Origin of the sequence: Lysinibacillus canaveralius (assembly GCF_047301505.1) — a bacterium.
Taxonomy (GTDB): Bacteria; Bacillota; Bacilli; order Bacillales_A; family Planococcaceae; genus Lysinibacillus_B.
Genome location: NZ_CP154840.1, coordinates 2,964,598 through 2,978,993 on the forward strand (window position 1 = coordinate 2,964,598; position 14,396 = coordinate 2,978,993).

Below are 14,396 nucleotides of genomic sequence, written 5' to 3' on the forward strand. Positions count from 1 at the left end.
TTTACTACATATTTTTCAGTTCAGCTAGACGCTTCTCAACTGTTGTGTATTTCTCTTCATAATCCGCAAGCTTTTCTCGTTCAGCATTCACTAATGCTTCCGGTGCTTTTGAAACGAATTTTTCGTTTGAAAGCTTACCTGTTACTAATTTAACTTCCTTCGCCCACTTTTCAAGCTCTTTTTGTAAACGTGCGATTTCCTCTTCAACGTTTATTAAACCTGCTAGTGGTAAGAACAATTCTGCTCCGGAAACAACGGCTGACATCGTTTGGCCCGGTGCTTCAATACCTACACCGATTTCAAGTGTTTCTGGATTACAGAATTTTTCGATGTACGCTTTATTTGCTTCAAGTACTAATGCTGTCGCTTCGTCCTTCGCTGAAATATAAAGCGGTACTTGCTTACTCATCGGTGTATTTACTTCCGCACGGATGTTACGTACAGAACGGATGATATCCATTAACAGTTTCATATCGCCGGCTTCCGCCTCAAAGTCAAATTCAGGGCGTACTGTTGGCCAAGCTGCAACTGTAATAGACTCTCCTTCATGCGGCAAATGCTGCCAGATTTCCTCTGTAACAAACGGCATAAATGGATGCAGCAGACGCATTGTTTGATCTAGTACATACGCTAAAACAGAACGTGTCGTTTTCTTCGCTGCTTCATCTTCACCGTAAAGAGGCAATTTCGCCATTTCAATATACCATGAGCAGAAATCATCCCAAATAAAGTTATACAGCTCGCGGCCTACTTCACCGAATTCATATTTATCGGACAATGCTGTTACGCGTTCAATCGTATTGTTTAAACGAGATAGAATCCATTTATCCGCTACAGATAAATCACCTGATAAATCGATTTCCTTGTATGACATGCCTTCCATGTTCATCAAGGCAAAGCGAGAGGCGTTCCAGATTTTATTGATGAAGTTCCAAGTAGCTTCTACTTTTTCTGTCGTATAGCGTAAGTCCTGACCAGGAGAAGAACCTGTCGCCAGGAAGTAACGCAATGAATCCGCACCATATTGGTCGATCACATCCATTGGGTCAACCCCATTACCTAGAGATTTCGACATTTTGCGGCCTTCCGCGTCACGTACAAGTCCGTGGATCAGTACATCTTTAAATGGACGTTCACCTGTGAATTCTTTTCCTTGGAAAATCATACGGCTTACCCAGAAGAAGATGATATCATAGCCTGTTACCAATGTGCTTGTAGGATAGTAGCGTGTAAATTCTTCATTTGTTTCATCCGGCCAGCCCATTGTTGAAAATGGCCATAATGCAGATGAGAACCAAGTATCAAGCACGTCTTCATCTTGCGTCCAGTTTTGTGCATCAGCAGGTGCTCCCTTGCCTACATAAATTTCACCTGTTTCATTGTGATACCAAGCTGGGATTTGATGCCCCCACCATAACTGTCTAGAAATACACCAGTCATGGATATTTTCCATCCAGCGATTATACGTATTTTCAAAACGATTTGGTACGAAGTTTACTTTTTCTTCTTCGTTTTCCTGTATCGCAAGTGCCTGCTCAGCAAGTGGGCCCATTTTAACAAACCATTGTTTTGAAAGATACGGCTCTACAACTGCACCCGAACGCTCAGAGTGTCCGACTTGGTGTACGTGTGGCTCAATTTCAATAAGTACACCTGCCTCCTGCAAGTCTTTTACGATTTGCTTACGGCATTCGAAACGGTCCATCCCTGCATATTTGCCTGCAAGGTCGTTCATTGTTCCGTCTTCATTCATTACTAAAATACGCTCTAAGTTGTGGCGGTTCCCTACTTCGAAGTCGTTCGGGTCATGTGCCGGTGTCATTTTTACAACACCTGTACCGAATTCCATATCTACATAATCATCTGCTACGATTGGAATTTCACGACCTACGATTGGTAAAATGACCGTTTTGCCAATCAAGTGCTTGTAGCGCTCATCTTCAGGGTGTACAGCTACACCGGAGTCACCAAGCATTGTTTCCGGACGTGTTGTTGCAACGCGTAATTTACCAGAGCCATCAGCTAATGGGTATTCCATATGGTAGAATGCACCCTCTACCTCTTTATGAATTACTTCAATATCAGATAACGCTGTTTTCGCTGCCGGATCCCAGTTGATAATACGCTCACCACGGTAGATTAAGCCTTTTTCATATAGCTTTACAAAGACCTCTTTTACCGCATCGGATAAGCCCTCATCTAATGTGAATCGTTCACGGGAATAATCCAGGGCAAGACCTAGCTTAGACCATTGCGCTCGAATATGAGAAGCGTACTCTTCCTTCCACTCCCACGTTTTTTCTAAGAATTTTTCACGACCTAAATCGTAGCGGGAAAGGCCCTCACCCCGTAGCTTTTCTTCTACTTTTGCTTGTGTTGCGATGCCTGCATGGTCCATACCAGGAAGCCATAATGCATCATATCCCTGCATGCGTTTCATGCGGATAATGATATCTTGTAATGTTGTATCCCATGCGTGACCAAGGTGTAATTTACCTGTTACATTTGGTGGTGGAATAACAATAGAATACGGCTCCTTGCCGCTTTCAGGTTGTGCTTCGAAAAATTTCCCGTTTAACCACCATTCATAGCGGCCAGCTTCAGTGCCTTTGGGATCGTACTTTGTCGGCATTGTGATTTCTGTCATAATGACTCCTCCTTGTAGAAAATAAAAAACTCCCTCGTCAACAAAAGGACGAGGGAGTTAGTTCGCGGTACCACCTTTAATTCCAAAACGGCGCAAGTCAAGCGTTCGCATTCTGCGTCACTCTTCACTCAGCAATCCTCATGAACCGTATGTTCACTCCGGCTGCCTCATTTCATCGTTCCTTGACTGACAAACGCTTTCTTTTGCGCCTTCTATCTGTCAAGGGTTCGCATTCTGCGTCACTCCTCATTCAGCAATCCTTATGAACTGTATGTTCACTCCGGCTGCCTCATTTCGTCGTTCCTTGACTGACAAACGCTTTCTTTTGCGCCATTCATCTGTCAAGGGTTCGCATGGCTTTCCATTTTGGCTCTTCATTCGTTAACGGTGTTTAACCGGCACTTTACTACTATCATTTCATAAAGGCTGCTCCTAGGCTACGTTCAAATGGGCCGCTTTGGAAACTTTTCAGCTACCGTTTCCTCTCTAACAAAGGGCGTTCATTCTACTCTTCCCAATCATTGCATCACATATTTAGTTACCTGCTATTGTAATCAATTTATGCTGTTTTTTCAAGCTTTGTTACATATCATGACCCTTTTTCATTAAACTAATCACATTTTTTATAAAAGAGACTCTTCTTATGATAGGTAAAAGCATGAGATAACAGAGTGTGTCGTGCGGATGGTCTTCGGAATAAACTATGGTAACTAGATTTTTTTGAAAGTTTATACTGATTACAAAATAAAAGGTACGATACCTTTTTCTTTCGTGAAGGGACCTGCAAACAGAAACTACTTCTGCTTATTTGATATGCTTCTTGCTGCATGTATGCCTGGTCAGGAATTGTTCGTTACAAGAAAGTTTTTCATAGAATTGAAAAAGACTACCCCTCTTCAGGATAGCCTTCATTTTTAACGAAAGGAGTTATATTATGAGAAAACACTACAACCCTTACTTACTACCGCCATGGCTTCGGAAAACTCGCTTTTATTGCCGGACAATTATCATACCGATCACTGTTTTCCAGGGCTGTCGTACATTGTTCTTCCCAACAACATGGGATTTTATCTTACTGTGTGTGTTGGGACTGATTGCGTATCTACTGATTACGGACTTTATTTAACGGAAAGGATTCTTTTCGATATCCATCTTCTAAGTGGAACAGAAACTCTGTAGATTCCTGCCGGCTTTCATCCATAAACTCTTCATCGCGCTCTTCTATGAGCTCTTCATGGCTTTCATCTACCACTTTCACAGCAATTTTTTCTGCAATTTCTTCAGTAATTTCTTTAGTGATTTCATCTACTCTATTTTCAGCAGCTTCTTCCGTAACTTCTTCAGGAATCTCTTCAGGGATGTTTTCAGGAATGTTTTCAGGAATGTTTTCAGCTATTACTTCAATCATTTCTTTCACACTGCTTTCCATTACATCTTCTACTGCTTTTGCTTTACGTATTTCTTGAATGTCTTTTCCGGAGCTTTCAACCGCTTTTTCGATAAAGATTTTTTCATGGTCTGTTACTTCTGTAGTTGTAATTTCATCATAAACACACATCACCTGCCAGGCGATATCAAAAGCATCACCGCAAGTAGTTTGAATATCTTCAACCCGTAAACTTTTTAATTCCATCTTCGGCAGCTCCAATCGAAATGGTAAGGCATATTCAAAGTACCCTTCATCCTCCATTACATCTACATGTTCAATCAGCGTGCCCATCTCCGGGCGGGCATGCTTTTGTCGGTCAAACTCTACCCTCGCCATTATATGATAGATACCTTGTATGCGGAGCTCCTCAGGCAATTGTTCGCATTCCCAGTTTGCCTGGACATTTATTAATTTCACATCTTTTACGCACCCGAAGTCATTAGGAAATGTAAATGTTTCCTTCACATGCCAATCCATCGTTTGTGACAAAAAAATCCCTCCTTGCAACACCGTATGCGGAAAGGAGGGATTTATTCATTATTTAGCTAGTATTCGTATTTCACAGCTGCTTCTTTTTTCATATCAACGTTAGCAAACAAAACTATCTTATCGTGCAAGTTTTTCAAATACTTTATGGAAAGCAGCTACCGTTTTGGCAATATGTTCTTCTGTATGTGCCGTTGAAATGAACAAGCCTTCAAATTGTGACGGGGGCAGGAAGATACCTTCTTCCGCCATCAATTTGAAATACTCAGCGAACAATGCCAGATCAGACATTTTAGCAGACTCAAAATCAACTACGTCTTCATTTGTGAAGAAGAAACCGATCATAGAACCTGCACGGTTAACTGTATGCGGAATATTGTATTTCGCAGCTGCTTCACGGAAGCCAGCTTCCAGCTGATCCCCTAGCTTTTTGAAATATTCATAAGAATCTTTCGTCAGACGAGATAATGTTTCATAGCCCGCAGTCATAGCAAGCGGGTTTCCTGATAATGTTCCTGCCTGATAAATTGGACCAGCCGGTGCGATTTTTTCCATGATCTCTCGTTTCCCTGCAAATGCTCCTACCGGAAGCCCACCGCCGATTACTTTTCCTAATGTTGTTAAATCCGGTGTAACCCCATAATAGCCTTGGGCACAGCCATAATCTACACGGAAGCCTGTCATCACCTCATCAAAAATGAGGACAGTACCATGCTTTTCTGTTAACTCACGTAAACCTTTTAAAAATTCTGGCTTTGGTGGTACAACCCCCATATTCCCAGCAACAGGTTCCACGATTACCGCAGCTAAATCGCTGCCGAACTTTTCAAATACTACTTTTGCAGACTCTAAATCATTGTACGCAACTGTTAATGTATTTTTTGCAATATCAGCTGGCACCCCTGGTGAATCCGGCAAGCCAAGTGTTGCTACACCTGAACCTGCTTTAATTAATAAAGAGTCGCCATGGCCATGATAAGAACCTTCGAATTTCAGGATTTTGTCACGCCCTGTGTAGCCGCGTGCTAAACGAAGCGCTGACATCGTTGCTTCTGTACCAGAGGAAACAAAGCGAATCATTTCGATTCCAGGTACACGATCCATTACAAGTTTAGCCAATTGATTTTCTGATAGCGACGGTGCTCCAAACGAAGTAGCTTTCGCTGCTTGCTCCTGTATTGCTTTTACAACGTTTGGCTCAGAGTGTCCCAAAATAAGCGGGCCCCAAGATAATACGTAGTCGATATATTCGTTTCCATCGATATCTTTAATAATGGCACCTTTTCCAGACTCCATGAAAATCGGGTCCATATTTACCGATTTAAATGCACGGACTGGTGAATTGACACCGCCTGGCATTAGATCAACCGCTTCTGCAAATGCAGCTTTTGATTTTTCGTATGAACGCATATTATTTCTCCTCCAACCAGCGACAGACGTCTTTTGCATGGTACGTAATAATTAAGTCAGACCCTGCACGCTTCATGCCAAGTAACGTTTCCATGACAACCGATTTTTCATCAATCCAGCCATTTAACGCAGCTGCCTTCACCATCGCATATTCACCTGATACGTTATACGCTACGATTGGCAGCGGGAAGTTATTTTTCACATCACGGATGATGTCAAGGTAGGCAAGCGCCGGTTTGACAATCAGGAAGTCTGCTCCCTCTTCTACATCAGATGTGGCTTCACGGATGGCTTCCATACGATTCGATGGGTCCATTTGATATGTTTTACGGTCTCCGAATTTTGGTGCCCCGTCCGCAGCTTCGCGGAATGGACCATAGTAGCCCGATGCATATTTTACTGCATATGACATAATCGGAATATGTTCAAAACCAGCTTCATCAAGTCCTGCGCGGATTGCTGCTACGAAGCCGTCCATCATATTAGAAGGCGCAATAATATCCGCTCCTGCTTCCGCCTGGGAAATCGCTGTTTTTGCTAATAAATTCAATGAAGGGTCATTTAAAATTTGATCACCTTCAACCACGCCGCAATGGCCGTGATCAGTAAATTCACACAAACAAGTATCAGCAACGACCAATAATTCTGGATGGCGCTCTTTAATAAAGCGTGTCGCCTTTTGGACAATACCATGATCATGGTAAGCCCCTGAGCCTACTGCATCTTTCTCTGCCGGCAGACCGAATAAAATGACTGCCTTGATACCTAATGCAACAACCTCGTCAACCTCAACCTCTAGCTTGTCTAACGAAAATTGATATACTCCCGGCATCGATTGCACCGGATTTTTTATATTTTCGCCTTCAATGACGAAAATCGGATAAATCAAATCTTCTTTGTGCAAGTATGTTTCTTTTACTAATGCACGCATGCTCGCATTTTGACGTAAGCGGCGATGACGTTGGAAAAATAGTTCTGTCATTTTTCTTCCTCCAATAAAATGATTTCCTCTACTACGGCCTGCATTGTATAGGTTTTCGGCTGCACATACACTTCCACTCCAAGTGTGCGAAGTGCATTTGCCGTAATGTGGCCGATTGCTGCGGCAGAAATGCGCTGCCAGCCAACAATCGGCGCGACCTTCTCATGAAAGACCTCGACAGCGGATGGACTGGCAAAAATAACAATCGACTCTCTTTGTTTCAAAAGCTCCATCAGTGGAACGATGGACGTATCATTAGCACATGTTTCATAAACCGTCCATTCTGTAACATGCGGCAGGCCCTCTCGAATAGTCGGTTTTGCTAAGCTCCCCCGAATGAACAGCTTGCTCTCCCACTCTTGTGCCACCTTCGGAAACTCTTGTACAAATACATCTGCGCTGAAAGTCGATGGCATAAAGTCTACCTTCAAACCGCATCTTTCAAGCAGAGACGTTGTTTGGGCTCCAACTGAAGCAATTTTACATTTTAGCTCCCGGGTTTCTATTTTCACTCGTTTACATTTATCGATAAATACTTGCACTGCATTTTGGCTTGTAAATATCAGCCAGTCATAACAATTTAGCTCCGACAAACGTGCTGCATCTTCTGCCGAATGCAGCTCCTTTGTTTCTATCAAAGGAAAAACAGCACACTCGCCACCGTTATGCTCGATTAGTTCCTTAATGGACACGGTTTTATTTGTACCGGTTAGAACAATTGTTTTGCCACGCAAACGATTACTCGGCATCCAGCTCAGCCTTTACGCGTTGGATCAGATCATAAGCTCCCTGCTCCGTTAATCGTTTTGCTACTTCCTTTCCTAGTGCATCCGCATCTGTCCCTGTCAACGTTTCCTTAAATGTTACAGAAGCATCTGGTGCTGCCACTAATCCAGTTAATGTAATCGTTTCTCCCTCAATTGTTGCATAGCCGGCAATTGGTACCTGGCAGCCGCCATCCATCGCTGCGAGGAAAGAACGCTCTGCATGAGCCGTCTTCCATGTATCTGCATCAGTCAGTTTCGCCAGCTCAGCTAATAATTCAGCATCATCACCCCGGCACTCAATACCAAGGGAGCCTTGTGCAACAGCTGGTACACAAATATCTGTATCCAAATATTCTGTCACAACATCTTCATTCCAGCCGAGACGCTTTAAACCAGCAGCCGCTAAAATGATGGCGTCATACCCTTCTGTCTTCAATTTATTTAAACGCGTATCTACATTACCTCGGATCCATTTGATTTCAAGATCGGGACGAACAGTTAATAACTGTGCACTGCGTCGAAGAGAGCTTGTCCCCACAATTGCGCCCTTAGGCAGGTCCGCGAATTTTACATGGTCATTTGAGATGAAAGCATCCCGTGCGTCCTCACGCGCCGGAATACAGCCAATAACAAGACCTTCCGGTAACACAGCCGGCATATCTTTCATCGAATGGACAGCAAAGTCAATTTCTTTATCATAAAGAGCCTGTTCAATTTCTTTTACAAACAGCCCTTTCCCCCCGACTTTTGATAATTGTACATCCAGAATGCGATCGCCCTTCGTTACAATTTCCTTTACTTCAAACTCAAACGGTACACCAGCTGCCTTCAATTCATTGATAAACCAGTTCGTTTGTGTTAAAGCCAATTTACTTTTGCGAGAGCCTACAATAATTTTTCTCAAAATAATATCCTACCTTTCTGCTAATACCATAAGTGGAAGTTCGACATTTTATTGCCGAGGAATAAATTCACGACCGTTAGCAAATAGGCATAGATCTGAATCCAAGCATAGCTCGTTCCTGTCAATTTCCCACTACGATGTAGTAATAAAATAATTAAATAAATGACCGTAATAATAAAAGAGCCGACAATTTTTATATCAAATACGGATAATCTATCCAATGTCATTAATGCCCATTCTAACCCTAAAATTAGACTAATGAAAAGTAAAGGCACCCCAACCAGCATGGAATTACTCATCCAGCTGCTTGTCTGCTGCAGAGATGGCAGACGTGACCATAATGGGTTGGCCTTTTTCTGCTTTAGAATGCGGTATAAAATCAAATATAGTATTGAAAACACAAATGATAACGAAAAGGCTGCATAGGACATGATCGCAAATGAAATATGAATTACGAGCATTTCCGATACAAGCGAATCGACCATAGGCTGCACTTTCTCAGTTGGTGCAAATAAGTGGATTGTCACAAATACAAAACTTAATACATTGACAAAAAACACCGGCATATCAACTCGTGCAATGCAATGGAGAATAATAGACAATGTTGTCAGCAGCCATGCATAGAAATAGATCCCTTCAAAGAGGGATAATATCGGAAATCGTTGTGTTTCAATGATAAAGAGAACAAAAAACATCGACTGCATCACCCAGGCAATGCAAACAAACCAAAATGCTACCCTTCGTGCCTTTACATATTTATAGAGATAATCAATAAAATAAAAGACAATTCCAATTGCATATAAAATGACCATCACTTCATATAATCTGGCCATTGTTATTTCCGTCATAGGCAACCCTTCTTTTTTCTGAATGAATCCTTACCTATCTAAAGTGCGTCTGTATTGAAAATGACATATTTCATCACCTTTCTTTCGATTGGTGAACTGTTGTTTCAACCCAAGCACTTTTCGAGAATTTCCTCTCTAATAACCAAAGAAAAAAGCGCTTTGTACCTGTATATTTTACCATACAGATACGAAAACGCTTATGAAAAGTTACTTCTTAACTTAAAATGAATACCCTGGATTTGTCGAAATTTCGCCTTGAGATAGGATCAATCGTTCCTTCTCTGCTTTTTTATGCATACCGACTTCTTCCTGAACAGCGTCTTCAATACCGAAAATCTGCTGGAATAATTGGAGCTCTTCATTCGCTTTTGGCGAGTTCGCTAGTTCCTTTGCCTGTAGAATCGGTTCTTTTAACAACTGGTTGATAATTGATTTTGTATGCTTATTTAAAATTTTACGTTCGCGATCTGTTAAATTCGGCATCTTATTTTCAATACTCGCCATTGTGTCCTGCTGGATGCGATTCGCTTTTTCACGCAGCGCTGTAATTACAGGGACAACACCTAATGTAGCGAACCACTCTTTAAACTGCACTACTTCTGTGCCGATCATATCGACAATTTGCACAGCCGCTTTTTCACGTTCTGCCAGGTTGGCATTGACAATCCCTTGCAAGTCATCGATATCATATAAGAAGACGTTTGGCAGTTCCCCGATTTTTGGATCCAAGTCACGTGGTACTGCAATGTCTACCATGAACAATGGCTCACCTTTACGCATACGAGAAACGTATTTCATCAATTCATAATCAATAACGTATTCTGTAGCGCCTGTCGAGCTGATTAGGATATCTGCTTCCAGCAATGTACATTGGAGCTCGTCCATTGGCTTCGCGTTCCCCTCGAACTTTGTAGCCAAATCCTGCGCTTTTTCAAATGTACGGTTAATAACCGTTACTTTTCCAACACCATTGCCATAAAGATTTTGGATCGCAAGCTCTCCCATTTTACCAGCGCCTAAAATCGCCACATGTTTGCGCTGAAGGGAGCCAAAAATCTTCTTCGCAAGCTCGACCGCCGCATACGATACTGACACAGCATTTTCTCCGATTGCTGTTTCACTATGCGCTCTTTTCGCAAAGGTTACGGCTTGTTTAAATAATTGGTTGTAAACAGTACCTGTCGTTCCGATCTCTTGTCCTTGTAAGAAACTTTTCTTAACTTGTCCTAAGATTTGCGTTTCGCCCAATACCATTGAATCAATCCCTGCTGTTACGCGGAATAAATGGCTCAATGAAGCATCATCTTCACGGATGAAAAGGTGATCTTCAAATTTCTCGACCGGTATATTGAACCAATTAGATAAAAATTGCTTAATATAGTAACGACCTGTATGTAACTGGTCAACTACTGCGTAGATTTCAGTACGGTTACATGTCGATACAATTACGTTTTCTAATATACTTTTTTCTTTTTGTAGCGCTTCCATCGCATTCGGTAAATCACGTTCAATAAACGATAGTTTTTCCCGAATTTCGACAGGCGCTGTCTTATAATTCAAGCCTACGACTAATGTATGCATGAACCCTACACCTCACACGTTCTAATTCACAATACTCATTGTAACATAAAGAAAGCATAATTCACTCTAAACTTTGTGAACATGCTATGAAACGACATCCCTACATTAGAATAATTCTAATGTAAGTGTAACAAAAATTATGTTCTGTTTCAATGAATGTTTACTTTTTCAATGAAATATAAACATGAATGTGAACAAAAGGTTACTAATATGAGACTATTCACAACAGCTCTTTAGTAAAATCGACAGCGGTCCGACTGCAAACCAATTGATTTTTTCGACCTGTCTAAAGACTCTGTTGCTGTTAACCCCTTTTATCGAACTTCCGCATTACAATAGTTTAGTATTCCCGAAAACAATAGAAAAACTCCAGCAGCTATTCTGCTGCCGGAGCCGATCATCCTACTGAATGTCTATTTTTTTAGTAGCAAGTAATTTACCGTCTTTATCATAAGCAAGGAATTCTACTTCCTCGTAAATGCTGAAATTATGAATTTTACGGATATCATGTTCCAGCTCAAATCTATTCATACCGATATATCGCAGATCCAATTCAATTTCTCCTTTTACAGAGTAGAATTTCACCTTCACCTTTTCAACATTGCCGCAGTTTGCTTCCGCTTCAATGAAAAGATACGTACGTCCGATCGTTACATCTGACTGCTGGAATGAATCAAAGTTTGGAGGACATGCTTCCACAAGATTAATACACATCGCTTTCATCAAAGATTCATAGATTGCCGTAATATTGTTAATATCCGATAAGTGGAAATGCTGCCCCTCTGTCTGGACGGCAATATTCTTCAATATTGTCTGATTTGCATCCTTACCTACTGATACAGTAAATACTTTTAAATTGTTCTGCTGCGCATATGTGATGATATCTTTAGCTTCATTGCTATTTGCCTTGCCATCTGATACAAGAACAATTGCCCCTGGAATAGAACCTATATATTGCTGTTCCTTCATATGCTGCTTAGCCGCTTCAATACCGGTAGCTATTTTTGTTCCGCCTTTCCGGTACTTTAGCTCATAAAGCTCTTCTAACTTAGAAACCTTTTCCCCAGTATCTTTTGCTATGAATCGCCCTTGGCTGTTGAACCCTGCAGCAACAGTTGGTTCAATATTCAGTTCCTCCATAAGTTCCCGTGTCTTCTTGTTAATCAAGTTGTTCGGGTCCGCTTTTTTCATTGAACCTGACTCATCAACTACAAACGCTACTTTCTGAATTCGATTGCAGGATTCCAGGGTATTGAGCGGTGGATGGGCAATGATTTCTTTTTTCACTACTTTTCCTTCTAAACCTTTAAGCAGCTCTTTATAGCGGGAATCTGTTTCTGGACTAAACGTTACCTTTGCCACGGTTTTCCCGTAATGGGCGCCGTCAAAGTATGCGATTGCCCGCCCGCTGTCTTCACTGCTTGTTCCTTGTGTACGGTTAAACGGTACAGTTTTCTTTTGACCATTATAGTCAATCGTCACTTGTCCATTATAATTTGTAATGACTTGACCGCCAGGAGCCACTAATGTCACTACAACCTTTGTATAGCTTGGCATATCCCCAGGACGGCTCGCCGCATCTTCAGCAGCCTTAGTCTGATCCGCAAGCTTTGCCAGAGCGTCAATACCGTTTATAACATTTCGTAAATCCTTATAGCTGGAGTTTCGAATATCAGCCTCTGTTATACGTTGGGCGATTGCTTGAGCTGACTTTACACTCTTATAATCAGCCATTGAAAACTCGGAAATTTTATCCGGAAGCAGTCTGAACAAGTAAAGCAGAACAGCGTATTCCTGTGGTTCGTTACTGCCGAACTCTTTAATGATACTGCCTGGGATATAGCTGAATGGAATGTTATAGGCTGCATTTCCATTTGCATCTACATAATAATCAAGCTGGATAGTGGATGTATTGTCCAATAAATCACTTACAATCCGCTCGAACATTTGCTCCGAAATTTCACGCTGCGCCAATGTCAGTCTTGCATAGCGATACTGCGGCATAATATTGACCGACTGTACCGTTAATGTTCCTGCATCGGCATTAATATTTGATACTGTTATAGGTCCTTGCTTCATTACATCAGCCGGATAGGCAGGTGCAGAAGGTATTTGACCTCCTCCATCTCCACCAGCGTATGTTTGTCCGTCATATACCTCATATGAAATACGAAGTTCAGGCTCTACTGTATATTCAACAGGTATTTTAATCTGGCTATTTTTATAGGAAGCAAAATTCTTTCCTACAGATGAATCAGCTAATTCCAGAATGATATTATCTTTCATACTTTTGGTCATACGTGGTGCACGATAGAAGAATGTCAGCTCTCCTCCATCTGTTTCTACAAGAGCAGTAGATGTACCATTCGGTGAAGTAACGGCTGTCGGAGCCTCCAGGATTTCTTTTGGATCATACTTCAACTTTGCCTTTTCGGCTGCCCCTAAGTTGTGAGCAGACGGATTGAAGTTGATACTTTTAAAATACTCCGAGTATACCTTAAATGTCAGCGACTGATCATACGGAATCGCATTCCCATTACTATCCTTCAGCTTCACCGTAACCATTGTGACATCATAGCCATTTGCGTTCAGTTTTTTATTCTCTACCTCTACGCTTTGTACAGCCTTGTTTGCATTCGGAGTATTCGGGGAAACATCGCTCGTATTTTGCCCAGGCTTTTCTAAGTCGACAGATGTTCCTTCAGAAGCGACAAAATGCAGCGGCAATGTAATTTTCCCATTATCTTTGCCCGTAGCAGCTGAACGAAGTCCCTCTACAGCAAACTTTCCATTCTGCGCGATTCGATATAGAAATACCGCAAGATCTCCGCGATTAATATTTTTGTCCGGCGCAAAGCCTTCATATGTTTTTTTTCCGGAAGTTCCTTTTGTAATTTCCTGTGTATATAAATATTGAACTGCGTGTACTTTTGATAAATCTAATCCACGCATCGCCGCATATATAACGGCGAAATCTCCGCGTGTGGCTAAGCGGCTACGCTTCGCTTTATTTGCGGCACCTTCCAGAGGAATATTTATATCTCCATAATATAAATACGCCATATCACTCGTCGTAGAATGTTTATAATTGGCATCTAATTTTGCAAATGCCAGTAACATTTCCGACTCAGATACATTACCATTTAAATCAAACTTCTTCCCTGTATAAAGCGACATTAACCCATTGTCTACAGCCCAGTTAATGGCTTGATATTTGGCATTAGACGTCGGTACATCCGAAATAGCCGCTGCTTCGACTTCCGTCATATATGGCAACCATGTGGACAGGAGAAGGATGAAGCTAAAAAATAGTACAATTGTCTTCTTCATGGCTAGTCCCCT

At 41.7% G+C, this 14,396-nt stretch carries 10 protein-coding genes and 1 other annotated feature; of the genes, 1 reads left to right on the plus strand and 9 read right to left on the minus strand.

The window, feature by feature from the left end; translation table 11 throughout:
• Positions 1 to 4 precede the first annotated feature (4 nt).
• Positions 5 to 2,647, minus strand: a complete 2,643-nt coding sequence (locus tag AA0Y26_RS15085; protein ID WP_413362907.1) for a valine--tRNA ligase — start codon at positions 2,645 to 2,647, stop codon at positions 5 to 7.
• Positions 2,648 to 2,688: 41 nt separating this feature from the next.
• Positions 2,689 to 3,178: a binding site (T-box leader), on the minus strand.
• 403 nt (positions 3,179 to 3,581) lie between these two features.
• Between AA0Y26_RS15085 and AA0Y26_RS15090 the strand changes: the two genes are divergently transcribed.
• The gene (locus AA0Y26_RS15090) at positions 3,582 to 3,773 is read left to right on the plus strand and encodes a hypothetical protein (RefSeq protein ID WP_413362908.1); all 192 of its coding nucleotides are present in this window, start codon (positions 3,582 to 3,584) and stop codon (positions 3,771 to 3,773) included.
• On the opposite strand, the gene AA0Y26_RS15095 is transcribed toward AA0Y26_RS15090, so the two are convergent.
• The 8 genes from AA0Y26_RS15095 to AA0Y26_RS15130 all read right to left on the minus strand — a co-directional run bounded on the left by AA0Y26_RS15095 (position 3,750) and on the right by AA0Y26_RS15130 (position 14,384).
• The gene (locus AA0Y26_RS15095; protein ID WP_413362909.1) at positions 3,750 to 4,565 is read right to left on the minus strand and encodes a hypothetical protein; all 816 of its coding nucleotides are present in this window, start codon (positions 4,563 to 4,565) and stop codon (positions 3,750 to 3,752) included. The genes AA0Y26_RS15090 and AA0Y26_RS15095 overlap by 24 nt on opposite strands.
• A 117-nt stretch (positions 4,566 to 4,682) precedes the next feature.
• Complete coding sequence (gene hemL / locus AA0Y26_RS15100; RefSeq protein WP_413362910.1) at positions 4,683 to 5,972, minus strand: glutamate-1-semialdehyde 2,1-aminomutase; 1,290 nt, start codon at positions 5,970 to 5,972, stop codon at positions 4,683 to 4,685.
• Position 5,973: 1 nt separating this feature from the next.
• Positions 5,974 to 6,954, minus strand: a complete 981-nt coding sequence (gene hemB, locus AA0Y26_RS15105; RefSeq protein ID WP_413362911.1) for a porphobilinogen synthase — start codon at positions 6,952 to 6,954, stop codon at positions 5,974 to 5,976.
• A complete protein-coding gene (locus AA0Y26_RS15110; RefSeq protein ID WP_413362912.1) occupies positions 6,951 to 7,703 on the minus strand; it encodes a uroporphyrinogen-III synthase in 753 nt (250 codons plus the stop codon). The genes hemB and AA0Y26_RS15110 overlap by 4 nt, the downstream gene beginning before the upstream one ends.
• Entirely contained in the window at positions 7,693 to 8,625 is a 933-nt protein-coding gene (gene hemC / locus AA0Y26_RS15115) for a hydroxymethylbilane synthase (RefSeq protein WP_413362913.1), read from the minus strand. The genes AA0Y26_RS15110 and hemC overlap by 11 nt, the downstream gene beginning before the upstream one ends.
• Positions 8,626 to 8,645: 20 nt before the next feature.
• On the minus strand, positions 8,646 to 9,473 hold the full coding sequence (locus AA0Y26_RS15120; protein WP_413362914.1) for an inner membrane protein YpjD: 828 nt from the start codon (positions 9,471 to 9,473) through the stop codon (positions 8,646 to 8,648).
• A gap of 219 nt (positions 9,474 to 9,692) precedes the next feature.
• Positions 9,693 to 11,054 (minus strand): glutamyl-tRNA reductase, encoded by a 1,362-nt coding sequence (hemA, locus tag AA0Y26_RS15125; protein ID WP_413362915.1) that lies wholly within the window; start codon positions 11,052 to 11,054, stop codon positions 9,693 to 9,695.
• Between the two features lie 402 nt (positions 11,055 to 11,456).
• Complete coding sequence (locus tag AA0Y26_RS15130) at positions 11,457 to 14,384, minus strand: VWA domain-containing protein (RefSeq protein WP_413362916.1); 2,928 nt, start codon at positions 14,382 to 14,384, stop codon at positions 11,457 to 11,459.
• Between the last annotated feature and the right edge of the window lie 12 nt (positions 14,385 to 14,396).

Bases quoted from the DNA above. Each gene is read 5' to 3' on its own strand.
- AA0Y26_RS15110 (WP_413362912.1), bottom strand. From the start codon at position 7,703: ATGCCGAGTAATCGTTTGCGTGGCAAAACAATTGTTCTAACCGGTACA.
- AA0Y26_RS15085 (WP_413362907.1), bottom strand. From the start codon at position 2,647: ATGACAGAAATCACAATGCCGACAAAGTACGATCCCAAAGGCACTGAA.
- AA0Y26_RS15120 (WP_413362914.1), bottom strand. From the start codon at position 9,473: ATGACGGAAATAACAATGGCCAGATTATATGAAGTGATGGTCATTTTA.
- AA0Y26_RS15130 (WP_413362916.1), bottom strand. From the start codon at position 14,384: ATGAAGAAGACAATTGTACTATTTTTTAGCTTCATCCTTCTCCTGTCC.
- hemL (WP_413362910.1), bottom strand. From the start codon at position 5,972: ATGCGTTCATACGAAAAATCAAAAGCTGCATTTGCAGAAGCGGTTGAT.
- hemB (WP_413362911.1), bottom strand. From the start codon at position 6,954: ATGACAGAACTATTTTTCCAACGTCATCGCCGCTTACGTCAAAATGCG.
- AA0Y26_RS15090 (WP_413362908.1), top strand. From the start codon at position 3,582: ATGAGAAAACACTACAACCCTTACTTACTACCGCCATGGCTTCGGAAA.
- hemA (WP_413362915.1), bottom strand. From the start codon at position 11,054: ATGCATACATTAGTCGTAGGCTTGAATTATAAGACAGCGCCTGTCGAA.